Source organism: Streptomyces sp. NPDC126503 (assembly GCF_040302405.1).
Lineage (GTDB): Bacteria > Actinomycetota > Actinomycetes > Streptomycetales > Streptomycetaceae > Streptomyces > Streptomyces gulbargensis.
The window spans coordinates 70,023-92,438 of record NZ_JBEORS010000016.1; the positions used below are offsets into that span (position 1 = coordinate 70,023).

Below are 22,416 nucleotides of genomic sequence, written 5' to 3' on the forward strand. Positions count from 1 at the left end.
ACCCCACCATGAAGTCCATCTTCGGGCGCGAGCCCGCTCTCATCGTCTCCACGCTCTCCGCCGGCCTGTCGCTGCTGGTCACCTTCAACGTGGGCCTGACCGGCGAGCAGGCGGGCGCGATCGTCGCCGTCATATCCGCCACCCTCGCAGCCGTGACGGCCGCCATGACCCGACCGATCGCGCCGTCGGCGTTCACCGGCCTCGTCGCCGCGGGCGTCGCGCTGCTCGCCGCCTACGGCTTCGACGTGGCACCGGAGACGGTCGGCGGTCTCAACGCCGTCGTCCTCGCCGTCCTCGCCCTCGTCACCCGCGGCCAGGTCAGCCCGACCCCGACCAACCGCCCGCTGTCTGGGGCGTAGGTGAGGACGGTATTACTGCGACGGATCCGGCGCCACCTGGGCCGGCGCGGGGTGTTCCTGCTGATCCTCGGGATGGGGAAGACGTGCTGGGGCGCCAGCTTTCTCTTCGACCCCCCAGCCGGTGACGGCCTCCAGCTCCTCACGAGCATGTGCGGACTGCGGCACTGGGCGTGGCTGTGGATCATCTGCGGCCTGGCCACCCTGGTGTCGGCGTTCCTCCGCATCGGCCGTGACCGGTACGGCTTCTACGCGGCGCTCATACCCCCCACGGTGTGGGCCGTCGCCTACCTGACCGGCGTCATCACCGGCGACTACTCACGCGGCCTGTGGGTCGCCATCTGGTATCTGACCTCGCACGTCGGGGTCATCATGTGGGCCAGCACGGTGCCCGAGTACTCGGTCCCCCCAGTGCCGCGCCGGGCCCGGAGGAGCGAGGGCGCATGACCGTAGGTGAGTGGGTCGCCATCGTGACCGCGGCGGGGAGCCTCCTGGGCGGCGGCGGCTGGTTCGTGGCCCGCGCCACGCTGAAGGCAGCGCGCGCCACGGCGGCGGCGACGGAGGCGGCGGCCCGGGCGAACGCGGCGCCGGCGCAACAGGCGGCGAACCTTGCCGTTCTGGAGGCGACCGTGAGGAGGGTGGACGAGGAGAACGGCCAGCTGAGGGGCCGCGTCTTCCGGCTGGAGTCCCTGGTGAGGGCGTTCTCCTCGACGGTCGATGATCTGTACCGGTGGGCGCGCGATCCGGTGGACAGCCCGCCGGAGCCGCACGAGCTGGTGAAGGAGTACAACCGGACCGGCGTGTGAACCGGACGCCCCTCCTGCGCTGCGGCGTGGGAGGGGCGGTTTCGTCATGTCCGCCTTGGTATCGAAGGATCGATTCAACCAAGGCCGCACGTACAGAAGCAGCTGATGGGTTACGAGCAGTGGCGCCAGTTCAGCGATGTTGTCCAGCGGGCCCAGCAGGCCGTGGAGGCGAGCGGCATTGACCAGCGTGATCACTTTGCGGGTAGCCGCAAAGTGATCACCGGAGGCCGCTGGGGCAAGCAGGAGGTCGACGACTACAGGCTCACCCGCTTCGGGGCGTACCACGTCGCCCTCGCCGGTGACGGCCGCAAGCCCGAGGTCGCCTCTGCCAAGACGTACTTCGCAGTGAGAACGCGCGAGGCGGAGCTTACGAAGCCGGCCGAGCCGGATGTGACCAGCGCCGAGGGCATCCTCGCCCTGGCCGAGAAGTACGTCGAGGCCGCACGAGAGCTGGTCACCACGAAGAAGGAGCTGGCCATCGCGGCGCCGAAGGCGAGCAAGTGGGATGCCTTCTGTGACGCTGACGGGCTCATCGACATGGGCACCGCCGCCAAGGCCCTCACGGAGATCACGGGAGGCCTGGGGCGCACGAAGTTCATGGCCCTGCTGCGGGAGAAGCGCATCCACTTCCTCCAGGTGCAGAACCCGCGCATCCCCTACGAGGTGCATGTCCAGAACGGCCGGGCCAAGGTCAAGTTGGTCCAGGCGCCCAACGGAGCTTGGGTTGAGCAGACCTTTTTCACCCCGAAGGGCCTCGACTGGATCGTGACCCTGATCGGCGGGAAGGTGCTGCCGGCCGCCTGACGCACGCCGCCCCCTCTGCCTTCTTCGGGCGGAGGGGGCGGTTTCGTCGTTCCTGGGGTCAGGCCGCGAGCTCCTGCTCGACCCGTACCGCCGCCTCCCACTCCAGCAGCAGCCGACCGTACTCCTCAAGGCCCGCGGGAGAGAGCTCGCCGCCGAGCAGCAGGGCACGGATCCGGCAGTTGATGACGGCGGGATCGGCGACCTGGACGGTGCAGTCAGGGCTCTCGGACATGAAGGCGAGTCTATGGGGCGGGACTGACACTCACCCCAGAGAATCGCGGAACGTGACAAAGACGCTGTAGGTATGCACAGAATGTTGAAGGTTTTTCGTACACTCGTTCCCTGCATATGCCAGATGGGGCATGCTCGACAGGTGCGTCGCGCACTGCACCCCTGAGGTCAGACGGCGCTACGCCGTACCGCTTAAGCGGATCAGCCACCGATCCATAGGGAGGACGAGATCAGCGGTTTCCACAGGCCGCCCGGCCTCGTCCAGACGCGTCCGCACCAGCCGGTACACCATCGTGTCCACGAGCAGGCCGAGCGAACGTGCCTCGTCCTCAGCCGCGGGCCCGACGCCCACCTCCACGACGAACGACGCATGCCGACGGCGCGGTGGGCGCCACCACGAGGTGATAAGCATGGCGGACCGGCCTCCTGGATCCATGCACTCGACGACCTCCCGCCGCAGGCGGGCTCCCTCATCGACCGCCAGCCGTGCCGCGAGCTCTGCGGTGGCCTTGCAGGGCGTCCTGTCGGTGGTCTCGGCGCCGTAGGGCCATGGGGCATCGGGGTCCGCGAGGGTGCGCATAGCAGGAGGGTGCGCCACGTAGACGTTGCGGCGCCTCTCCCCTTCGAGAATTCCAGTCCGCCGGAGGAGCACGTAGGCCAGGCGGACGGTCTGCTCGTGGACGCCGTACTCGACGGCCATCAGCTGCCGGGAAGGCAACGGTTCTCCTGGCACCCACTCGCCGGCCTCGATACGGGCGCGGATGTCAGCGGCGATGCGTCGGTAGCGCGCGTCGGCTGACATGGTTCTCCTGGCGACGATCATGGAGTGACGTCGCACAGTAAGAGGTACCGTGGCGGCTAGATATATCCAGCCTCTCTTGGCCGATAGCCAACGCCTCGCGTAACTGAAGAGGGAGAGTTCGGCGTCCAGGTTCAGGTCCTGGGTAGCCGATCGGGGTCGCCCCGAACTCGCCTGTCCCCGCTCGCGAGCATGAGGCGACCCCGCCCGGTTACCCGTCAAGCCGTGGCGGGTAACCACACCGACGAGTGAACCCCACCGCGCGCTTCGGCGCGACGCATTCGTTGGACAACATGCCGAAGCCGGAGCCGCATTTTCCACCCCCAAGGTGCGCGGCTCCGGCTTCGGTACTTCGCTCCCCTGTCGCCACTGCAGCACCTGTGGGAGTAGTGGGAGACAAATGGGAGACGATCATGGGAAAGTCCCGCTCGCTCCCACTAACTCCCGCAAAGACCCGCTACCCCGCGCGCACATACTCGCAGGTGAAAGCGCTGGACAGGCAGGTAGCGGTCAGACCCGCGGCTGCTGCTGCGTGATGCAGTGGATGCCTCCCCCGCCCGCGAAGATCGGGCGGGCGTCGACGAGGACGACCTCGCGCTCGGGGAAGAGGCGGCGGAAGATCTCCGCGGCGAGCTCGTCGTGCGGGTCGTCGAAGGCGCAGAGGACGACGCCGCCGTTGCAGAGGTAGTGATTGATGTAGGAGTAGTCGACCCAGTCGCCCTCCTCGTCCTTCAGGACGGTGGGGGCGGGCACCTCGACGACCTCCAGGGGGCGGCCCTGGGCGTCGGTCTGGGCGCGCAGGATGTTCACGTACATCCGGGAGCGCTCGTAGTCGGGGTGGTTCGGGTTCTGCTGGCTGTGGACGAGGACCGTGCCGGGGCGGGCGAAGGCGGCGACGATGTCGACGTGGCCCTGGGTGCCGTAGAGGCCGTAGTCGCCGGTGAGACCGTGCGGGAGCCAGATCGCCTTGGTGGTGCCGAGCTTGGCGTGGATCTCGGCCTCGACCTGCTCGCGGGTCCACTCGGGGTTGCGGCCGGAGCCCAGCTGGACGGTGTCGGTGAGGAGGACGGTGCCCTCGCCGTCGACGTGGATGGCGCCGCCCTCGTTGACGAGCGGGGAGGTCAGGACGGGGACGCCGGCCGCGTCCGCCACATGCCGGGCGATCTTGGAGTCGTGCTCCCAGCGGGCCCAGTCCTGGGCGCCCCAGCCGTTGAACACCCAGTCCACGGCGGCGAGTTCGCTGCCGTCGGTGACGAAGGTGGGGCCGATGTCGCGCATCCAGGCGTCGTCGAGTTCGCGCTCCAGCAGCTCCACGTCCGGGCCCAGGAGGGCGCGTGCCGACTCGCCGTCGCCGGGGGCGACCACCATGGTCACCGGTTCGAAGCGGCGTACGGCCCGGGCGACGGAGGCCCAGGCGGCGCGCGCCTCGGCCAGCTCGTCGTCCCCGGTGAAGGTGGGGTTGGGGCTGGGCCAGGCCATCCAGGTCCGCTCGTGCGGGGTCCACTCGGCGGGCATGCGGTACGTCATGGTCACGGGTCCTAGCGGGCTCAGAGGAAGTAGAGGCGGTTGAGGGAGACGGACTCGGCCGCCTCGGAGCGGATCGGGGAGCCGTCGAGGGAGACGAGACCGGTGCGGTCGTCGACCTGGACGTCGCCGATGCGGGAGTTCAGGAGCAGGTCGGCCGGGCCGATGCCGCGGGTGCCGCGCACGGCCACGCGGCGGCGGCGGGTCGGCATGCGGTCGGCGCCGAGGTCGACGGCGGCCTGGGCGACGAAGGCGACGGAGAGGTCGGCGGCCGTCGCGCCGTGGCCGCCGAACAGGGGCCCGAGGACGAGCGGTTCGCAGGTGTCGGTGGCGGCGTTCGGATCGCCCACGACCCCCCACGCCGGGAAGCCGGCCTTCAGCACGAGCTGCGGTTTGGCGCCGAAGAACTCGGGCCGCCACAGCACGATGTCGGCGAGCTTGCCGATCTCGACGGAGCCGATCTCGTGGGCGAGGCCGTGGGCGATCGCCGGGTTGATGGTGAGCTTGGCGAGGTAGCGGAGCACGCGCGCGTTGTCGTCGTGCGCGCCGTCGCCCTCCATCGGGCCGAGCTCGGCCTTCATCTTCCCGGCCATGGCGAAGGTCCGGCGTACGGTCTCGCCGGCCCTTCCCATGCCCTGCGCGTCCGACGACGTGATGCCGATCGCGCCGAGGTCGTGCAGGACGTCCTCCGCGCCCATCGTGCCGGCCCGGATACGGTCGCGGGCCATGGCGGCGTCGCCGGGCAGGTCGGTCTTGAGGTCGTGGACGGAGACGATCATCCCGTAGTGCTCGGCGACCGCGTCGCGGCCGAAGGGCAGCGTCGGGTTGGTGGAGGAGCCGATGACGTTGGGGACGCCCGCCATCTTGAGGACGTTCGGCACGTGTCCGCCGCCGCAGCCCTCGATGTGGAAGGCGTGGATGGTGCGGCCGTCCAGGACGCGCAGGGTGTCCTCGACCGACAGGCACTCGTTGAGGCCGTCCGAGTGCAGGGCGACCTGGACGTCGTGCTCCTCGGCGACCCGCAGCGCGGTGTCGAGCGCGCGGGTGTGGGCGCCCATGTCCTCGTGGACCTTGAAGCCGGAGGCGCCGCCCTCGGCGAGGGCCTCCACGAGGGGGGCGGGGTCGGAGGAGGAGCCGCGGGCGAGGAAGCCGATGTTGACGGGCCAGGCGTCGAAGGCGTTGAAGGCGTGGCGCAGGGCCCAGGGGGAGTTGACGCCGACGCCCCAGACGGGGCCGAACTCCTGGCCGATGATCGTGGTGACGCCGCTGGCGAGCGAGGCCTCCATGATCCGCGGGGAGAGCAGGTGGACGTGGGTGTCGACGGCTCCGGCGGTGGCGATGAGGCCCTCGCCGGAGACGATGGAGGTGCCGGTGCCGACGACGACGTCGACGCCGTCGAGGGTGTCGGGATTGCCGGCCCGGCCGATGGCGTGGATGCGGCCCTCGCGGATGCCGATGGACACCTTGCGGATGCCCTGGACGGCGTCCATGAGCAGGACGTTGCTGATGACGACGTCGCAGGTGTCGCGGACGGCGGCGGCCTTCAGGTGGAGGCCGTCGCGGGCGGTCTTGCCGAAGCCGGCGAGGAACTCCTCACCGGGCTTCTGGGAGTCGGACTCGACCCGGACGACGAGGCCGGAGTCGCCGAGGACGACGCGGTCGCCGGCGCGGGGGCCGTGCACGGAGGCGTACTCGTAGGGGTCCATCAGTCCTCCTCCTTCGGGGATCCGGTCCCCAGGTAGCCGCAGGCCGCCGCGCGGCGGAGGGCCTCTTCCTTGGCGCCGGGCGCGTCCAGCGGGCCGTCGACCAGGCCCGCGAAGCCGATGGCGACGCGGGCGCCGCCGATGGGCCGGAGTCCGACCTCGGCCTCGCCGCCCGGGTCGAAGCGGAAGGAGGCGCCGGCCGGGATCGCGAGCCGCATGCCGTAGGCGGCGGCCCGGTCGAAGTCGAGGCGCGGGTTGGCCTCGAAGAAGTGGAAGTGGGAGGTGACGCTGACGGGGACGGTCGCGGTGTTCCGTACGGTCAGCGTGACGGCGGGCTCGGCCTCGGGGCGCTCGGGGCCGGGGAGCAGCGCGCCGGGTGCCCCGTCGCCGAGGCCTCCCCCGCCGATCGGGTCGGTGACGACCGCGAGGCGGGAGCCGTCGTCGAAGACGGCCTCCACGTGGACCTCGGTGACCACGTCGGCGACGCCGGGCAGGACGTCCTCGGGACCGAGGACGGAGCGGGCCGCCTGGATGGCCTCGGCGAGTCGCTTGCCGTCGCGGGCCGCCTCGCAGACGGTGTCCGCGATGAGCGCGGTCGCCTCGGGGACATTGAGCCTCAGGCCGCGGGCCCGGCGGGCCCTGGCGAGCTCGGCGGCGCCGAAGAGCAGCAGCCGGTCGCGTTCCGTGGGGGTCAGTCGCACGTCCGTAACACCTCCTGTTTGAGCGACACTCTAAATGCTGAGACGCCCGGTTCCAAGCATTGACGGCGGCAACAGGCGTGGGTCACATTGAGCGGCACATTGAGCAGCGCTCAAAATCCGGTACGCACCGCCCCGACACAGGGAGCCCCCATGCCGATAGAACAGCGCGGAGTCGACACCGTCCCCGAGGCCGAACGCACCAGCGGCCCCCGGGATCTGGTGTCGCTCCTCCTCGGGTCCAACCTCTGCCTGGGGGTGATCGTCTTCGGCTGGCTCCCGGTCTCCTTCGGCCTGGGCCTGTGGGCCTCGGTCACCTCGGTGATCGCCGGGACGCTCGCCGGCGTGGCGGTCACCGCACCGCTCGCCCTGATCTCCCTGCGCACCGCCACCAACCTGTCCACCTCCTCCGGCGCCTTCTTCGGCGTGCGCGGGCGGCTCGTCGGATCGGTGGTCGGCCTGCTGCTCTCGCTCGGCTACACGGCCCTGACCCTGTGGATCGGCGGCGACGTCATGGTCGGGACGCTCGCCCGGCTCGCCGGCCTGCCCACGGGCGGTGTCACGCACGCGGTGGCCTACGCCCTGCTCGCCGCCGGCACGGCGGTCGCCGCGGTGTACGGGTACCGGCTGCTGCTCCGCCTGAGCAAGGCGCTCGCCGTCGGGATGACCCTGCTCCTGGCCCTCGGACTCGCCGCGTACGCCGGGGACTTCACGACCGGGCCGGTGCCGGACACCCCGTACCTGCTGGGCTCGTTCTGGCCGACCTGGCTGCTCTCCGCGGTGGCCGCCGGCCTCAGCGGCCCGGTCGCCTTCATCACCCTGCTCGGTGACTACACGCGCTACGTCTCACCGGCCCGGCACAGCGGGCGCGCCGTCCTCGGCGCCACCTGTCTCGGGCTGCTCGCGGGCCTGCTGGTCCCCCAGCTGTTCGGTACGTTCACGGCGCTCGCGGCGCGCGGCGGCCTGGACTACGCGGGGCCGCTGGTCGCCGCGTCCCCCGCCTGGTACCTCGTACCGCTGCTGCTCGCGGCCACGGCCGGGTCCGTCGGCAACGCCGGCCTGATGCTGTACTCCATGGGCCTGGATCTGGACGCCATCCTGCCGAGGGCGACCCGGGCGCGGGCGACGCTCGTGGTGGCCGGGGTGGCGACCGCCTTCGTCTTCCTCGGCCACTTCACCTCGGACGCGCAGACGGCGATGACCTCCTTCGTCCTGCTCCTCACGGCGATCGGCACCCCGTGGGCGGTGATCACCCTGATCGGGCACGTCCGGTGCGCGGGGACGTACGACCCGGAGGCGCTCCAGGTCCACAACCGGCGGGCGCGCGGCGGCCGGTACTGGTTCTCGGCGGGCTGGCACCCGCGCGCCACGGCCTCCTGGGCGATCGGCGCCGGAGTGGGCCTCGCTGCGGTGTCGACCCCCCTGTACGAGGGGCCGCTGCTCGCCCTGACGGGCGGGATCGACTGCAGCTTCGTCCTGTCGGGGGCGGTGGGCGGGGCGCTGTACGCGATCCTCACGCCGGGCCGGACCGCCGCGGGGGACGCGCTCGCGGACGGGCACGGGCACGGGCACGCGGGCGAGAACCCGCCCCAGCAGGAGGACGCGCTCGCGGACGGGCACGCGCCCGCCGGTGGAACGCTCACGGCCCGGGGACGGGAGGGGCGACCGGAGGCCGCCCCCGGGGCCGTCCCCGTGGCGCGCGACGGAGCGGGGTCCTGACGGACCCCGGGAGTCCTAGGTCGTGTCCGTAAAGTCGATCGCTCGTTGCTCCGTTCGTGGTGCGTCGACATGAACTAACCGATGAGTCGTGGGCGTTGATCGCCCCGTTGCTGGCGCCGGGCCGGATGGGCCGGCCCGTGCGGGACCGGCGGCAGGTGGTCAACGGGATCCTGTGGAAGCTGTCCACCGGGGCTGCCTGGCGTGACCTGCCCGAACGCTACGGGCCGTGGAAGACGGTCTACGAACGCTTCCGGCACTGGTCCGCGGACGGCACCTGGGACCGGCTGCTGGCGCATGTCCAGCAGCATTCCGACGCCGTCGGCGAGGTCGACTGGAGCATCGTCTGCGTCGACTCAACCACGGTGCGGGCCCACCAGCACGCGGCCGGGGCCCGAAAAGGGGGACCTGGGAAGGGGATGCGCTCGGCCGGTCGCGCGGCGGGCTGACCAGCAAGATCCACCTCGCCTGCGACGGCCAGGGCCGGCCCCTCGCCTTCACCCTGACCGGCGGCAACGTCAACGACTGCACCCAGTTCGAGCCGGTCATGGACCGGATCCGCATCGCCCGGCCGGGGCCGGGAAGGCCCCGGACCCGGCCCCGGCGCGTGGTCGCGGACAAGGGCTACTCGGCCCGCAAGATCCGCGCCTACCTGCGGCGACGAGGCATCGCCTGCACCATCCCGGAGCGGATCGACCAGGTCAACGGACGCATCCGCCGCGGCGAGACTCGCTGCCGCCTGGACCGAGCCGCCTACCGGCGGCGCAACGTGGTCGAGCGCTGCTTCAGCCGGCTCAAGCAAAACCGAGCCCTGGCCACCCGCTACGACAAGCGAGCCGTCCACTTCCAGGCCATGGTCACCCTCGCCTGCCTGCGGCTCTGGCTCCCATGACTTTCCGGACACCCCCTAGGGCCTGTCTTTCGGATCTTGCCGGGCTCGCGTCGCCTGGCACGCCCGCTCGCCGCGTTGTCGTCGGTCGCCGATTCCCCCGTAGCCCTCCGGGCACGGGAGGTACCCCCACCGCATGGACTCCCTCCTCCGCCTTGCGAACGCACGCACCAGACGCCGCTCCCTGATCCGGCCTGATCCGAAAGAAAGACCCTAGCCGAGCTGGTGCATCCAGCCGTGGACGTCCTCGGACGCGCCGGTCTGGATGGACAGGAGCGCCTGGCGCAGCTTCATGGTGACCTCACCGGGCTCGCCGCCCGAGTGCTGCCACTCGCCCCGCTCGGCCTTGACCGTACCGACCGGGGTGATGACGGCGGCGGTGCCGCAGGCGAAGACCTCGGTGAGGGTGCCGTTCGCGGTGTCGGCCTGCCACTGGTCGATGGAGACGCGCCCCTCCTCGGCCTCGTACCCGAGGTCCGCCGCGAGGGAGAGCAGCGAGTCGCGGGTGATGCCGGCGAGGAGCGAACCGGTCAGGGCGGGCGTGACGATCTTGTTCCCGTACACGAAGTACAGGTTCATGCCGCCGAGCTCCTCGACCCACTTGTGCTCGACCGCGTCGAGGTAGGCGACCTGGTCACAGCCCTTCGCCGCCGCCTCGGCCTGCGCGAGCAGGGAGGCCGCGTAGTTGCCGCCGGTCTTGGCGTCGCCGACGCCGCCGGGGACGGCGCGGACGCGGTTCTCCGAGAGCCAGATGGAGACGGGCTTCACGCCGCCGGGGAAGTACGGGCCGGCCGGGGAGGCGATGACGACGAAGAGGTACTCGTTGGCGGGGCGGACGCCGAGCCCGACCTCGGTGGCGATCATGAACGGGCGCAGGTAGAGCGAGGCCTCGCCGCCGTGCGCCGGAACCCACGCCTTGTCCTGCTGGACCAGCGCGTCGCAGGCCGCGACGAAGGTCTCGACCGGAAGCTCCGGCATGGCCAGGCGGCGGGCGGAGGCCTGGAAGCGGCGGGCGTTGGCGTCGGGGCGGAAGCTGGCGACCGTGCCGTCGGGGCGGCGGTAGGCCTTCAGGCCCTCGAAGATCTCCTGCGCGTAGTGCAGGACGTTCGTGGCGGGGTCGAGGGAGAGCGGGCCGTACGGGACGAGCTGGCCGTCGTGCCAGCCCCGGCCCTCGGTCCACCGGATGGTGACCATGTGGTCGGTGAAGTGGCGGCCGAATCCCGGATTGGCCAGGATCGCCTCCCGCTCCGCGTCGGACAGCGGGCTGGAGGAGGGCTTGAGCTCGATCGTCGTCATGAGTGCGTGTCCTTCACCGGTTGTGTGTGACGGACCGCGCTCACGCCGCTAGGCGGGTACTGCCAGGAGTACTCCTAGGACGTCCGAGCTTTCCCTCATTCCGCGGCCCCACGTTCGATTATCGCTCGTGGGTGCCGGTGCGCGAAAACGGGTGAACGCGGTCCGGGGTTCGATGGTGGCACCCCGCGACCGCACAGGAAACAGCCGCCGGGTGCGTGTGCGACCCGGCGGCTGCTGAGAGGTGTCAGTGGCGCGCGGGTCAGCTCGCTACTCGCGCGGCGAGCGCGTCGCCGATCTCGTCCGTGGTGCGAACGGTGTCCCCACGCTCGGTGAGGTCGGCGGCGACGGCCTGCTCGATCCGGGCGGCCTCGGCCTCGTGGCCGAGGTGGCGCAGGAGCAGGGCCACGGAGAGGACGGTGGCCGTGGGGTCGGCCTTGCCCTGACCCGCGATGTCCGGGGCGGAACCGTGGACCGGCTCGAACATGGACGGGTACTCACCGCTCGGGTTGATGTTGCCCGAGGCGGCGACGCCGATGCCGCCGGAGACGGCCGCGGCGAGGTCGGTGATGATGTCGCCGAAGAGGTTGTCGGTGACGATCACGTCGAAGCGGGCCGGATCGGCGACGAGGAAGATCGTCGCGGCGTCGACGTGCAGGTAGTCGGTGGTCACCTCGGGGTACTCCCGGGCGACCTTCTCGAAGACGCTCGTCCACAGGTGACCGGCGAAGGTCAGCACGTTGTTCTTGTGGACCAGCGTCAGCTTCTTGCGCGGGCGGGCCTGGGCGCGGGCGAAGGCGTCGCGGACCACGCGCTCCACCCCGAAGGCGGTGTTGACCGAGACCTCGGTGGCGACCTCGTGGGGGGTGCCCTTGCGGATGGTGCCGCCGTTGCCCGTGTACGGGCCCTCGGTGCCCTCCCGGACCACGACGAAGTCGATCTCGGGCTGGCCGGCGAGCGGGGTCGCGACGCCGGGGAGCAGCTTCGAGGGACGCAGGTTCACGTGGTGGTCGAAGGCGAAGCGGAGCTTCAGGAGGAAGCCCCGCTCCAGGACTCCGGAGGGGACCGACGGGTCGCCGATCGCGCCGAGCAGGATGGCGTCGTGCCGCTTGAGGGAGTCGAGGTCGGCGTCGGTGAGGGTCTCACCGGTGGCGTGGTAGCGCTTGGCGCCGAAGTCGTACTCCCGCGTCTCCAGCTTCACGTCCTGGGGAAGCACGGCAGCGAGGACCTTGAGGCCCTGGGCCACGACCTCCTGGCCGATGCCGTCGCCGGGAATGACTGCGAGATCGATGCTGTGAGACATGTCGGCACCCTACTCTTCGTCCCATCGTCTGACACGCCTCGTCCACCATGTGGACGAACGCCCAACGGTCGGCGTGCGTGCGGACGGGCTGCGCGATCCGGGGGACGGCGCGGGATCAGCGACCGGAGGAGCCGCCGTTGTCGCGGCGGTCGAGGGCGCGCTGGAGGGCGGCGGCGGCGTTCTGGCGGGCCTCGTCACTGGTGCGGGCGGCGGAGTGGCGGACGCGGCGGGCGGTCTGAGCGGCCATGAGGGATCGACTCCTTGAGATCAGTGGTGATCCGGCTCCGCGGAGCAGGAGATCAGGGGTGATCGAGGGTGCCGTCAGGGGCGGGGAGCGCCGCCGCAGGGGTTGCCTGCGCAGGGCGTCGCGCTCTCGGCCGCCATTCGCTTGATGAAGCGAGACGTTCGGCTCCTACAAAGCTAGGGCAGGGTCCCGCATCTGTCTCCACAATTACTCGGACTTCCTACTATCTGAGACGGCGCGGCGGCGCGGGGCCGGTGCACCCCCGGACGGCCGCCTGCGGCACGGCTGCCCAGGTTGCGTTCCTCCCCTCGCCGGGACCGGCACGGAACCCGAGGAGGAGTTCGGGCCCGCCGCCGAGTTCGCCGCCCGGCGCTGGGCGTACCGCCGCGAGGTGATCGCGGGCCGCCGGCGCGCCCGGGTCCGCCCTCACATCACGTCGCCGTCCCGCCAGTCGAAGATCAAGGGGGCGGCCGCGTCGGGCAGGGGGCGGGCCCCGGCGGGGCGGAGGAAGACGAAGCCCTCCTCCTCGGCGAGACGGACGACGCCGGCCGGGCCGAGGGCTTCGAGAGGGCCCGGCCAGACCTGCCAGCCGCGCGCCCGGTAGAGCGCGGCGCCGTCGTCGGAGGCGCCCAGCGCCCCGAAGACGTACGCCCCGTCGATCACCCGCTCCAGGGCGTCCATCACGGCCCCGCCGAGCCCCTGCCGCCTGCGGTCGGCCCGGACGGCGACCCCTTCGACGTAACCGACGCGGTACGAGCGTCCGCGGTGCAGCGCGCGCCGCTGGACGACGGCGCCGTGCGCGGCGAGGCCGTGCTCGTCCTCGATCCAGGCGTGGACGCCGCCCAGGGTGTGGTCCCAGTCGTCGTCGGAGAAGTCGCCGTCGAAGGCGGTGTCGAGCAGCGCGCGGACGGCGGCGAGCCGGGCCGCCCCGAGCTCGTGGGTGGGCGCGGTCGTCACGGTCATGCGGCCACCCTTCCACACAGCACCCTCACCCCTCCCGAATTAACTCCCGAATTAACCACTCACCACGCGTTGACAGGTTAGAGACGCACCTGATCGAATCAACCTGCAACCACCGAACAAGCCTTGAGGGGTTAGTCGTGACGTCCGTCCTGCCCACGCGCCACCGCACCGTCACCGTCCGGGGCCACGCGCTCCACTACCGCGAGGCCGGACCGGCGGACGGCCCCGTCCTGCTGCTCCTGCACGGCTTCCCCACCAGCTCGCACATGTTCCGCGACCTGATCCCCCGGCTCGCCCACCGCTACCGGCTGATCGCCCCGGACCACCTGGGCTTCGGCCGGAGCGACGCACCCGCCGCCGACGCGTTCCCGTACACCTTCGCCGAGCTGGCCGCCCTGACGTCCGAGTTCACCGAGGCCCTGGGGCTGGACCGGTTCGCGCTGTACGTCCAGGACTACGGCGCGCCCATCGGCCTGCGTCTCGCCCTCGCCCACCCCGAGCGGGTCACGGCGATCGTCACCCAGAACGGCAACGCGTACGAGGAGGGGCTCGGCGCGGAGGCCTGGGCGCCGGTCCTCGCGCTCCTCGCCGACCGCACGCCCGAAACCGAGGCGCCCGTCCGGGCCATCCGCTCCCTCGAAGGGATCCGGTGGCAGTACGAGACCGGCGTCCCCGACGCGTACCGCGAGCTGCTCAGCCCCGACGCCTGGCACCACGACGCGGCCCTCATGGCCCGCGAGGGCCAGGACGCCGTCCAGCTCGACCTGATCGCCGACTACGGCTCCAACTTCGCGCTGTACCCGGCCTTCCACGAGTACTTCCGGACCTCCCGGGTGCCGCTCCTCGCCGTCTGGGGCGAGGGCGACGAGGTCTTCGTCCCGGCCGGCGCCGAGGCCTTCCGCCGCGACCTCCCCGACGCGGAGATCCACCTCGTGCCCACCGGCCACTTCGCCCTGGAGACCCACGCACCGCTGATCGCCGGACTGATCGACGATTTCCTGGAGCGCCGGGTCGTCAGGCCGTAGCCTCCTCCAGCCGGCCGACCACGCGCTCCACCCAGGCCGTGAACTCCGCACGGTCCTGTGCGACGCCGCCGCTCACCGCCGCGACCTGCGCGTCCGTCATCCTGTCCGGCCCCGTCGAGGTAAGCAGGCCGTACAGCTCCCGCATCACGGACGCCAGCCGCTGCGCGTCCGGATGGTCGATCGCGTCGACCCCGTGCCCGGGACCGAGAGTCGTCGAACCAGGCATGCCGTTCCTCCTCGCCGCGCCGGCCCCCTCCCAGCAGCGTAAGCCCACCGCACGAGAACCGCCCCCGTCCTGGTTTGGGGGTCCAGGAGGGGGGCGGTGGTCAGGGGCCGCTCACGCGGCCGGCGGGCGTCAGCCCATGTGCGGGTAGCCGTACTCGGTCGGCGGGACCAGCGTCTCCTTGATGGCGCGGGTCAGCGTCCAGCGCATCAGGTTCTGCGGGGCGCCGGCCTTGTCGTTGGTGCCGGAGGCCCGGCCGCCGCCGAAGGGCTGCTGGCCGACGACGGCGCCGGTCGACTTGTCGTTGATGTAGAAGTTGCCCGCGGCGAAGCGGAGCTTCTCCATCGTGTACGCGGCCGCCGCGCGGTCGTTGGAGATGACCGCACCGGTGAGCGCGTAGTCCGAGACCGACTCCATCTGGGTCAGCATCTCGTCGTACTTCTCGGGGGAGCTGTCGTCGTACACGTGCACCGCGAGGATCGGGCCGAAGTACTCGGCCTTGAAGACCTCGTTCTCCGGGTCGGTGCACTCGATGACGGTCGGGCGGACGAACCAGCCCTCCGAGTCGTCGTAGGTGCCGCCCGCGACGATCGTGCAGCTCGGGTCGGCCTGGGCGCGGTCGATCGCGGCCTTGTTCTTGGCGAAGGAGCGCTCGTCGATCACGGCGCCGATGAAGTTCGACAGATCGGTGACGTCACCCATCTTGATGCCGTCGACCTCGGCCGCGAACTCCTCCTTGAACCCGTCGTTCCAGATCGAGGCCGGGATGTACGCCCGCGAGGACGCGGAACACTTCTGGCCCTGGAACTCGAAGGAGCCGCGGGTCAGCGCCGTCTTCAGCACGGCGCGGTCGGCGCTGGGGTGCGCGACGACGAAGTCCTTGCCGCCGGTCTCGCCGACGATCCGCGGGTACGAGCGGTACTTCTCGATGTTGTTGCCGACCGTCTTCCACAGGTGCTGGAAGGTCTTGGTCGAGCCGGTGAAGTGGATGCCGGCGAGGTCGCGGTGGTTCAGGGCCACCTCGGAGACGGCGATGCCGTCGCCGGTCACCAGGTTGATGACGCCCTTCGGCAGGCCGGCCTCCTCCAGGAGCTCCATGAGGAGCACGGCGGAGTGGGTCTGCGTCGGGGACGGCTTCCAGACCACCACGTTGCCCATGAGGGCGGGGGCGGTGGGCAGGTTGCCCGCGATGGCCGTGAAGTTGAACGGCGTGATCGCGTAGACGAAGCCCTCCAGCGGGCGGTGGTCGAGCCGGTTCCACACGCCCGGGGAGTTGGCCGGCGGCTGCTCGGCCAGGATCTGGCGGGCGTAGGCCACGTTGAAGCGCCAGAAGTCGACGAGCTCGCACGGGGTGTCGATCTCGGCCTGCTGGGCGGTCTTCGACTGGCCGAGCATGGTGGAGGCGGCCAGCGTCTCGCGCCACGGGCCGGCGAGCAGCTCGGCGGCGCGCAGGATGATCGCGGCGCGGTCGTCGAAGGACATGGCGCGCCAGGCCGGGGCGGCGGCCAGGGCGGCGTCGATGGCGTCCTGGGCGTCCGCCTGCGTGGCGGCGCGGAAGGTGCCGATGACGGACTTGTGGTTGTGCGGCTGCACGACCTTGAACTCGTCACCGCCGCCCATGCGCTTGACGCCGCCGATGGTCATCGGCAGCTCGCGCGGGTTGTCGGCCAGCTCCTTGAGCTTGGCCTCCAGGCGGGCGCGCTCGGGCGAACCGGGGGCGTAGCCGTGCACCGGCTCGTTGACCGGAGTGGGGACCTGGGTCACAGCGTCCATGAGTCTCGATACTCCTTCGGAGGGTGGGGGCTCAGCCCTTGGTGAGGATGGAGCGGACGAAGAAGAGGAGGTTGGCCGGCTTCTCCGCCAGGCGGCGCATGAAGTATCCGTACCAGTCGGTGCCGTAGGCGGTGTAGACCCGCATGCGGTGCCCCTCGGCGGCGAGCCGGTTCTGCTCCTCGGTCCGGATGCCGTACAGCATCTGGAACTCGTACTCGTCCGGCTTGCGCCCGGCGCGGCGGGCCAGCTCCTGGCCGATGGAGACGAGGCGGGGGTCGTGGGACCCGATCATCGGGTAGCCCTCGCCCTCCATCAGGATCTTCATGATCCGCACGTAGGCCTTGTCGATCTCCGCCTTGTCCTGGAGGGCGACGGAGGCGGGCTCCTTGTAGGCGCCCTTCACGATCCGCACGCGGGAGCCGTTCGCGGCCAGGCGCCGGGCGTCCTCCTCGGTGCGGAAGAGGTACGCCTGGATGACGCAGCCGGTCTGCGGGAAGTCCTTCCGCAGCTCCTCGTGGATGGCGAACATCGAGTCGAGGGTGGTGTGGTCCTCGGCGTCCAGGGTGACGGTGGTGCCGATCTCCGCGGCGGCCTCGACGACCGGCCGGACGTTGGCGAGCGCCAGCTCGTGGCCGTTCTCCAGCGACTGCCCGAACATCGACAGCTTGACGGACATCTCGGCGCGCTCGCCGAGGCCCAGCTCCCCCAGCCGGCCGATCAGCTCCAGGTAGGCGTCGCGGGCGGCGTAGGACTGCTCGACGGCCGTGATGTCCTCACCGACGACGTCGAGGGTGACCTCCAGACCGCGCTCGCTCAGGTCCCGCACGATCGGGACGACGTCGTCGACCGTCTCGCCGGCGATGAAGCGTGCCACGACCTGCTTGGTCCCGGGCGCGGCCGACACGAAACGGCGCATCTTGTCGCTGCGCGACGCGGCGAGGATCACGGGACCCAGCACGGGGCACCTCCAGAGGGCGGAAATCGAAGCGGGGCCGTACCCGGATCAAGGGAACGAACCGGGAACAGCACGGGTAACCACCGTGAAACCTAAGGATCGCTCCGATCGTCCGCCATCTACACCTGTCACGCATCCGTGGCCCGGCTCTCAGACATCTGTCTGAAAGAGGCCGTGCCGGGTGCGAGAATGGGCCCGTGAAGGGCGATTACCAGGAGCTGGTGGACGAGATCTCGGCGCTGCTGGGCGCCCCCGCGACCCTGGAGAACCGCGATTTCGGCCTGATCGCCTTCGGGGCCCACGACAGCGACGACGACAGCGCCATGGACCCCGTCCGCACCCGGTCGATCCTGACCCGGAAGTCCACCCCGGCCGTCCGCGCCTGGTTCGAGGGCTTCGGCATCACCCGGGCGACCGGCCCGGTCCGCATCCCGGCCGCGCCGGACGCGGGTGTCTTCCGGGGCCGCGTCTGTCTGCCCGTACGCCACCGGGGGGTCGTCCTCGGCTACGTCTGGCTGCTCGACGCCGAGCCCGGCCCCTCGCACGCGCAGCTGAGCGCGGCGATGGACGTGGCCGCCCGGATCGGCGAGCTGCTCGCCGACGAGGAGCGCGCCGGGGCCGACCTCTCGCGCGAGCTGCGGGCCGCGCTGACGGCGGAGCGCGGCTGGCAGTACGACATGGCGCTCGGCGCCCTGCGGACCGCGCTGGGCCCGGACGCGGAGGGTCTGCACGCCCTGCTGTGCGTGGCCCCCTGGGCGGGCGAGGACTCCCCGTCCCCCCGTACGGTGCCGGGCGCGGCCGCCCTGTGCACGGTGCCGTGGACTCCCCCGGCGGGCCCGGCCCGGGGCCCGCGTGCGACGGGTGCCCGCTCCCCGGGCGCGGCGACCGGAACCGGCGGCGGCCCCTACGGCGGGGATGCCGGCCCGTACGCCCCGGGGACCACCGCGCCCGGGGGCGGTGCGGCCCGTGCGCTCGCCGTGCTCGTGCGGCTGCGGTCCGCCGACAACCTGGCGCCCGCCACGGCCGCGGCCGGACGGCTGCGCGGTACGGCCGGCGGGGGCGTCGCCGGCATCGCCCCGCCCCGGCGCGGGCTCTCGGAGCTCGACGTGTCCTGGCGCGAGGCCGCCTCGGCCGCCCGCGCCGCGACCGCCCAGCCGCACCTGGGCCCGCTCGCGGAGTGGGCCGCCATCGGCCCGTACCGGATGCTCACCGCCCTCCCCGCGGCCGGGCCCGACCCGGCGGTCCGCACCCTGCTCGCCCCGGCGCACGCCGAACTGGCCCGCACCGCCGAGGTGTTCCTCGACCACGCGGGCCAGGCGGGCCGCACGGCGAGTGCCCTCGGCATCCACCGCCAGACCCTCTACTACCGCCTCTCCCGCGTCGAACAGCTCACCGGCCTCGACCTGGACGCCGGCGAGGACCGGCTGCTGCTGCACATGGCACTGAAGGCGGCGCGGCTCTGACGGACCGTCCGCCACCAGGCCCCCACGGTCACCGCCGGCACGCGCCGAGCGGACGGCGTACGCGTCCGGGCCCGGACAGCGCCGTACCCGGCGGCCGGACATCCTCGGTACGAGGGATGTCCGGCCCACCGGGTACGGGACGGGCGGAGGTCAGGTCAGGTTGACCGAGCGGGCCGAGGTGGCGCCGATCTCCGCGGCGATCTCGGAGAGCACCGCCGCCGGGACCGTGTCGTCCACGGTGAGGACGACGAGCGCCTCGCCGCCCTCCTCCGTACGGGAGACCTGCATGCCGGCGATGTTGAGACCGGCCTCGCCGAGGATGCGGCCGACGGTGCCGACGACACCCGGGCGGTCCTCGTAGCGCAGCACGGCCATGTGGTCGGCGAGCGCCAGGTCGACGTCGTAGTCACCGATCGCGACGATCTTCTGGAGGTGCTTGGGGCCGGCCAGGGTGCCGGAGACCGCGACCTCCTCGCCGCCGGCGAGCGTGCCGCGCACGGTGACCATGTTGCGGTGGTCGGGGGACTCCGAGCTGGTCGTCAGACGGACCTCGACGCCGCGCTCCTGCGCGAACAGCGGGGCGTTGACGTACGAGACGGTCTCGTCGACCACGTCCTCGAACACGCCCTTGAGCGCGGAGAGTTCGAGCACCTTGACGTCGTGCTGGGTGATCTCGCCGTAGACCTCGACGTCGAGCCGGGCCGCGACCTCGCCCGCGAGGGCGGTGAAGATCCGGCCGAGCTTCTCGGCCAGCGGCAGCCCGGGCTTCACGTCCTCGGCGATGACACCGCCCTGGACGTTGACCGCGTCCGGGACCAGCTCGCCCGCGAGCGCCAGGCGCACCGAGCGGGCGACGGCGATGCCGGCCTTCTCCTGGGCCTCGTCGGTGGAGGCGCCGAGGTGCGGGGTGCAGACCACCTGGTCGAGCTCGAACAGCGGGGAGTCCGTGCAGGGCTCCTTCGCGTACACGTCGAGGCCCGCGCCGGCGACCCGGCCCTCCTTGATGGCCGAGTAGAGCGCGGCCTCGTCCACGATCCCGCCGCGGGCGGCGTTGACGATGCGGACGGACGGCTTGACCTTGCGCAGTGCCTCGTCACCGATGAGACCGAGGGTCTCCGGGGTCTTCGGCAGGTGGACGGTGATGAAGTCGGCGACCTCCAGGAGCTCGTCCAGGGCCAGCAGCTTCACCCCCATCTGGGCGGCGCGGGCCGGCTGCACGTAGGGGTCGTACGCGACGATCTTCATGCCGAACGCGGACATGCGCTGGGCGACCAGCACGCCGATGCGGCCGAGGCCGACGACGCCGAGGGTCTTCTCGCTCAGCTCGACGCCGGTGTACTTCGAGCGCTTCCACTCGCCGTTCTTCAGCGCGGTGTTGGCCTGCGGGATGTTGCGCGCGGTGGCGACGAGCAGACCGCACGCGAGCTCGGCGGCGGTGACGATGTTGGAGGTCGGGGCGTTCACGACCATCACGCCGGCCTTGGTGGCGGCGGACACGTCGACGTTGTCCAGACCGACGCCCGCGCGGGCGACGACGCGCAGCTTGTTCGCGGCGGCGATGGCCTCGGCGTCGACCTTGGTCGCGGAGCGGATCAGGATCGCGTCCACGTCGGCGATGGCGGGCAGCAGCTCGGCGCGGTCCGCACCGTTGCAGTGCCGGATCTCGAAGTCCGGGCCCAGCGCGTCGACGGTGGCGGGCGACAGCTCTTCAGCGATGAGTACGACGGGTTTCGAGCTCACGTGAGTCCTCACAGGTCTGGGGATCCCTCCCGTGCGCGCCGGCGCTCCGGGGGTGACGGCCGTCCCGACGGCCGCAGGCGGTGGAGGGGCTTGCCGCGTGAAAGCGCACGACGCTGTGGGCCTGACGCGTATCTTGTTGAGCAGTGTAGTGGTGCGTCGGCGCCGCTCGTACGCCTCCGTGGAAGGATCACCCGTCCGTGGTTGGACGGGGTGTCCAAGCATGCGGGTGGGGGCCGGACGGTGTGTCCGGCCCCCACCCGGAAGGCTTACGCCTCCTCGTCGTTCACCCAGCTCATGAGCTTGCGCAGCTCCTTGCCGGTGGTCTCCAGGAGGTGCTTCTCGTCCTGGGTCTTGTACTCGTTGTACTTCTTCAGACCGCCGTGGTACTCGTCCATCCAGTTCTTGGCGAAGGTGCCGTCCTGGATCTCCGCGAGGACCTTCTTCATCTCGGCCTTGGTGGCGTCGGTGATGACGCGCGGGCCGGTGATGTAGTCGCCCCACTCGGCGGTCTCGGAGACGGACCAGCGCATCTTCTCCAGGCCGCCCTCGTACATGAGGTCCACGATGAGCTTCAGCTCGTGCAGGCACTCGAAGTACGCGATCTCGGGCTGGTAGCCCGCCTCGACGAGGGTCTCGAAGCCGGCCTTCACCAGGGCGCTGGCACCACCGCAGAGGACGGCCTGCTCGCCGAAGAGGTCGGTCTCGGTCTCCTCGGTGAAGGTCGTCTTGATGACGCCGGCGCGGGTGCCGCCGATCGCCTTGGCGTACGACAGGGCCAGCGCGAAGGCGTTGCCGGTGGCGTCCTGCTCGACGGCGGCGATCGCGGGGACGCCGCGGCCCTCCTCGTACTGGCGGCGGACCAGGTGGCCCGGGCCCTTCGGGGCGACCAGGGCGACGTCGACGCCGGCCGGGGGCTTGATGAAGCCGAAGCGGACGTTGAAGCCGTGGGCGAAGAAGAGGGCGTCGCCGTCCTTCAGGTTCGGGGCGATCGACTCCTCGTAGACCTGGGCCTGGATCGGGTCCGGGATCAGGATCATGATCAGGTCGGCCTCGGCGGCGGCCTCGGCCGGGGTGACCACGCGCAGGCCCTGCTCCTCGGCCTTGGCCTTGGACTTGGAGCCCTCGTGCAGACCGACGCGGACGTCGACACCCGAGTCACGGAGCGACAGCGCGTGGGCGTGGCCCTGGCTGCCGTAACCGATCACCGCGACCTTGCGGCCCTGGATGATGGACAGGTCGGCGTCGTCGTCGTAGAACAGCTCGGCCACTGGGATTCTCCTTGGTGTGCTGGTGTTGCGTCCCACCGTACGGCGGGAGGGGGAAGGGAAGTCTTCGGGTCTCGTCAGGCGGAACGGTCAGGCGCTGCGGTCGAGGGCCCGCAGGGACCGGTCCGTGATGGACCGGGCGCCCCGCCCTATGGCGATCGTGCCGGACTGCACGAGCTCCTTGATGCCGAACTGCTCCAGCATCTTCAGCATCGCGTCGAGCTTGTCACTCGAACCGGTGGCCTCGATGGTGACCGCCTCGGGCGAGACGTCCACGGTCTTGGCGCGGAACAGCTGGACGATCTCGACGATCTGGGAGCGGGTCTCGTTGTCGGCGCGGACCTTCACCAGGACGAGCTCGCGCTGGATCGCGGCGCTGGGCTCGAGTTCGACGATCTTCAGGACGTTGACCAGCTTGTTGAGCTGCTTGGTCACCTGCTCGAGCGGCAGGTCCGCGACATTGACCACGATGGTGATGCGGGAGATGTCGGGGTGCTCGGTGACGCCGACGGCGAGCGAGTCGATGTTGAAGCCGCGACGGGAGAACAGGGCGGCGATCCGGGCGAGGATGCCGGGCGTGTTCTCGACGAGGACGGAGAGCGTGTGCTTGGTGGACATGGGTGGGTCTCTTCCTTCTCGCTCT

The 22,416-nt window shown here is 71.3% G+C and carries 23 protein-coding genes; 8 read left to right on the top strand and 15 right to left on the bottom strand.

Annotation, left to right across the window (positions count from 1 at the left end):
* The first annotated feature begins 8 nt into the window (after nucleotides 1-8).
* From ABTY40_RS21155 to ABTY40_RS21170, 4 genes are all read left to right on the top strand, one after another.
* On the top strand, nucleotides 9-359 hold the full coding sequence (locus tag ABTY40_RS21155; RefSeq protein ID WP_352060956.1) for a hypothetical protein: 351 nt from the start codon (nucleotides 9-11) through the stop codon (nucleotides 357-359).
* Entirely contained in the window at nucleotides 360-803 is a 444-nt protein-coding gene (locus tag ABTY40_RS21160) for a hypothetical protein (RefSeq protein ID WP_352060957.1), read from the top strand.
* On the top strand, nucleotides 800-1,162 hold the full coding sequence (locus ABTY40_RS21165) for a hypothetical protein (protein ID WP_352060958.1): 363 nt from the start codon (nucleotides 800-802) through the stop codon (nucleotides 1,160-1,162). Before ABTY40_RS21160 ends, ABTY40_RS21165 begins: the two co-directional genes overlap by 4 nt.
* 105 nt (nucleotides 1,163-1,267) lie before the next feature.
* A complete protein-coding gene (locus ABTY40_RS21170; RefSeq protein ID WP_352060959.1) occupies nucleotides 1,268-1,966 on the top strand; it encodes a phage antirepressor KilAC domain-containing protein in 699 nt (232 codons plus the stop codon).
* Nucleotides 1,967-2,024: 58 nt separating this feature from the next.
* Here the strand turns inward: ABTY40_RS21170 and ABTY40_RS21175 are convergent, their stop codons facing one another.
* The 5 genes from ABTY40_RS21175 to ureA all read right to left on the bottom strand — a co-directional run bounded on the left by ABTY40_RS21175 (nucleotide 2,025) and on the right by ureA (nucleotide 6,924).
* Nucleotides 2,025-2,198: a hypothetical protein gene (locus tag ABTY40_RS21175; protein ID WP_352060960.1), complete on the bottom strand. Its 174-nt coding sequence runs from the start codon at nucleotides 2,196-2,198 to the stop codon at nucleotides 2,025-2,027.
* Between the two features lie 177 nt (nucleotides 2,199-2,375).
* A complete protein-coding gene (locus ABTY40_RS21180; RefSeq protein WP_352060961.1) occupies nucleotides 2,376-3,020 on the bottom strand; it encodes a GntR family transcriptional regulator in 645 nt (214 codons plus the stop codon).
* 486 nt (nucleotides 3,021-3,506) lie between these two features.
* Entirely contained in the window at nucleotides 3,507-4,523 is a 1,017-nt protein-coding gene (locus tag ABTY40_RS21185) for an agmatine deiminase family protein (protein ID WP_352060962.1), read from the bottom strand.
* Nucleotides 4,524-4,543: 20 nt separating this feature from the next.
* Nucleotides 4,544-6,226, bottom strand: a complete 1,683-nt coding sequence (locus tag ABTY40_RS21190; protein ID WP_352060963.1) for an urease subunit alpha — start codon at nucleotides 6,224-6,226, stop codon at nucleotides 4,544-4,546.
* The gene (gene ureA, locus ABTY40_RS21195; protein ID WP_352060964.1) at nucleotides 6,226-6,924 is read right to left on the bottom strand and encodes an urease subunit gamma; all 699 of its coding nucleotides are present in this window, start codon (nucleotides 6,922-6,924) and stop codon (nucleotides 6,226-6,228) included. The genes ABTY40_RS21190 and ureA overlap by 1 nt, the downstream gene beginning before the upstream one ends.
* 150 nt (nucleotides 6,925-7,074) lie before the next feature.
* Between ureA and ABTY40_RS21200 the strand changes: the two genes are divergently transcribed.
* Nucleotides 7,075-8,640 (top strand): cytosine permease, encoded by a 1,566-nt coding sequence (locus ABTY40_RS21200; RefSeq protein WP_352060965.1) that lies wholly within the window; start codon nucleotides 7,075-7,077, stop codon nucleotides 8,638-8,640.
* Between the two features lie 56 nt (nucleotides 8,641-8,696).
* Nucleotides 8,697-9,529, top strand: a protein-coding gene (locus ABTY40_RS21205) for an IS5 family transposase (protein WP_502990636.1) whose coding sequence is annotated in 2 segments (ribosomal slippage) — nucleotides 8,697-9,039 and nucleotides 9,039-9,529 — 834 coding nt in all. Because the reading frame shifts where the segments join, the coding sequence is not laid out codon by codon here.
* Between the two features lie 210 nt (nucleotides 9,530-9,739).
* Here the strand turns inward: ABTY40_RS21205 and ABTY40_RS21210 are convergent.
* From ABTY40_RS21210 to ABTY40_RS21225, 4 genes are all read right to left on the bottom strand, one after another.
* Nucleotides 9,740-10,822, bottom strand: coding sequence for a branched-chain amino acid aminotransferase (locus ABTY40_RS21210; protein ID WP_345285635.1), 1,083 nt, complete (start codon nucleotides 10,820-10,822; stop codon nucleotides 9,740-9,742).
* Between the two features lie 259 nt (nucleotides 10,823-11,081).
* The gene (locus tag ABTY40_RS21215) at nucleotides 11,082-12,122 is read right to left on the bottom strand and encodes a 3-isopropylmalate dehydrogenase (protein WP_352060966.1); all 1,041 of its coding nucleotides are present in this window, start codon (nucleotides 12,120-12,122) and stop codon (nucleotides 11,082-11,084) included.
* Nucleotides 12,123-12,237: 115 nt separating this feature from the next.
* Complete coding sequence (locus ABTY40_RS21220) at nucleotides 12,238-12,369, bottom strand: hypothetical protein (protein WP_352060967.1); 132 nt, start codon at nucleotides 12,367-12,369, stop codon at nucleotides 12,238-12,240.
* 423 nt (nucleotides 12,370-12,792) lie between these two features.
* The gene (locus ABTY40_RS21225) at nucleotides 12,793-13,329 is read right to left on the bottom strand and encodes a GNAT family N-acetyltransferase (protein ID WP_352060968.1); all 537 of its coding nucleotides are present in this window, start codon (nucleotides 13,327-13,329) and stop codon (nucleotides 12,793-12,795) included.
* Nucleotides 13,330-13,466: 137 nt separating this feature from the next.
* On the opposite strand from ABTY40_RS21225, the gene ABTY40_RS21230 reads away from it, so the two are divergent.
* Complete coding sequence (locus ABTY40_RS21230) at nucleotides 13,467-14,354, top strand: alpha/beta fold hydrolase (protein ID WP_352060969.1); 888 nt, start codon at nucleotides 13,467-13,469, stop codon at nucleotides 14,352-14,354.
* Here ABTY40_RS21230 and ABTY40_RS21235 read toward each other — a convergent pair.
* The 3 genes from ABTY40_RS21235 to ABTY40_RS21245 all read right to left on the bottom strand — a co-directional run bounded on the left by ABTY40_RS21235 (nucleotide 14,344) and on the right by ABTY40_RS21245 (nucleotide 17,308).
* The gene (locus ABTY40_RS21235) at nucleotides 14,344-14,580 is read right to left on the bottom strand and encodes a hypothetical protein (protein WP_352060970.1); all 237 of its coding nucleotides are present in this window, start codon (nucleotides 14,578-14,580) and stop codon (nucleotides 14,344-14,346) included. The two genes, ABTY40_RS21230 and ABTY40_RS21235, sit on opposite strands and share 11 nt — an antisense overlap.
* 129 nt (nucleotides 14,581-14,709) lie before the next feature.
* Nucleotides 14,710-16,350, bottom strand: a complete 1,641-nt coding sequence (pruA, locus tag ABTY40_RS21240) for an L-glutamate gamma-semialdehyde dehydrogenase (RefSeq protein ID WP_352060971.1) — start codon at nucleotides 16,348-16,350, stop codon at nucleotides 14,710-14,712.
* Nucleotides 16,351-16,381: 31 nt separating this feature from the next.
* On the bottom strand, nucleotides 16,382-17,308 hold the full coding sequence (locus ABTY40_RS21245) for a proline dehydrogenase family protein (protein WP_352060972.1): 927 nt from the start codon (nucleotides 17,306-17,308) through the stop codon (nucleotides 16,382-16,384).
* A gap of 194 nt (nucleotides 17,309-17,502) precedes the next feature.
* Between ABTY40_RS21245 and ABTY40_RS21250 the strand changes: the two genes are divergently transcribed.
* Nucleotides 17,503-18,768, top strand: coding sequence for a PucR family transcriptional regulator (locus ABTY40_RS21250; RefSeq protein WP_352060973.1), 1,266 nt, complete (start codon nucleotides 17,503-17,505; stop codon nucleotides 18,766-18,768).
* Nucleotides 18,769-18,918: 150 nt separating this feature from the next.
* Here the strand turns inward: ABTY40_RS21250 and serA are convergent, their stop codons facing one another.
* From serA to ilvN, 3 genes are all read right to left on the bottom strand, one after another.
* On the bottom strand, nucleotides 18,919-20,508 hold the full coding sequence (gene serA, locus ABTY40_RS21255) for a phosphoglycerate dehydrogenase (protein WP_352060974.1): 1,590 nt from the start codon (nucleotides 20,506-20,508) through the stop codon (nucleotides 18,919-18,921).
* Nucleotides 20,509-20,774: 266 nt separating this feature from the next.
* Nucleotides 20,775-21,776, bottom strand: a complete 1,002-nt coding sequence (gene ilvC / locus ABTY40_RS21260; protein WP_345285657.1) for a ketol-acid reductoisomerase — start codon at nucleotides 21,774-21,776, stop codon at nucleotides 20,775-20,777.
* 87 nt (nucleotides 21,777-21,863) lie between these two features.
* A complete protein-coding gene (gene ilvN, locus ABTY40_RS21265) occupies nucleotides 21,864-22,391 on the bottom strand; it encodes an acetolactate synthase small subunit (RefSeq protein ID WP_345285659.1) in 528 nt (175 codons plus the stop codon).
* Nucleotides 22,392-22,416: the final 25 nt, after the last annotated feature.

Bases quoted from the DNA above. Each gene is read 5' to 3' on its own strand.
- ABTY40_RS21225 (WP_352060968.1), bottom strand. From the start codon at position 13,329: ATGACCGTGACGACCGCGCCCACCCACGAGCTCGGGGCGGCCCGGCTC.
- ABTY40_RS21210 (WP_345285635.1), bottom strand. From the start codon at position 10,822: ATGACGACGATCGAGCTCAAGCCCTCCTCCAGCCCGCTGTCCGACGCG.
- ABTY40_RS21235 (WP_352060970.1), bottom strand. From the start codon at position 14,580: ATGCCTGGTTCGACGACTCTCGGTCCCGGGCACGGGGTCGACGCGATC.
- ABTY40_RS21175 (WP_352060960.1), bottom strand. From the start codon at position 2,198: ATGTCCGAGAGCCCTGACTGCACCGTCCAGGTCGCCGATCCCGCCGTC.
- ABTY40_RS21190 (WP_352060963.1), bottom strand. From the start codon at position 6,226: ATGGACCCCTACGAGTACGCCTCCGTGCACGGCCCCCGCGCCGGCGAC.
- ABTY40_RS21165 (WP_352060958.1), top strand. From the start codon at position 800: ATGACCGTAGGTGAGTGGGTCGCCATCGTGACCGCGGCGGGGAGCCTC.
- ABTY40_RS21180 (WP_352060961.1), bottom strand. From the start codon at position 3,020: ATGATCGTCGCCAGGAGAACCATGTCAGCCGACGCGCGCTACCGACGC.
- ABTY40_RS21220 (WP_352060967.1), bottom strand. From the start codon at position 12,369: ATGGCCGCTCAGACCGCCCGCCGCGTCCGCCACTCCGCCGCCCGCACC.
- ABTY40_RS21170 (WP_352060959.1), top strand. From the start codon at position 1,268: ATGGGTTACGAGCAGTGGCGCCAGTTCAGCGATGTTGTCCAGCGGGCC.
- ilvN (WP_345285659.1), bottom strand. From the start codon at position 22,391: ATGTCCACCAAGCACACGCTCTCCGTCCTCGTCGAGAACACGCCCGGC.
- pruA (WP_352060971.1), bottom strand. From the start codon at position 16,350: ATGGACGCTGTGACCCAGGTCCCCACTCCGGTCAACGAGCCGGTGCAC.
- ABTY40_RS21155 (WP_352060956.1), top strand. From the start codon at position 9: ATGAAGTCCATCTTCGGGCGCGAGCCCGCTCTCATCGTCTCCACGCTC.
- ABTY40_RS21200 (WP_352060965.1), top strand. From the start codon at position 7,075: ATGCCGATAGAACAGCGCGGAGTCGACACCGTCCCCGAGGCCGAACGC.
- ABTY40_RS21215 (WP_352060966.1), bottom strand. From the start codon at position 12,122: ATGTCTCACAGCATCGATCTCGCAGTCATTCCCGGCGACGGCATCGGC.
- ABTY40_RS21185 (WP_352060962.1), bottom strand. From the start codon at position 4,523: ATGACGTACCGCATGCCCGCCGAGTGGACCCCGCACGAGCGGACCTGG.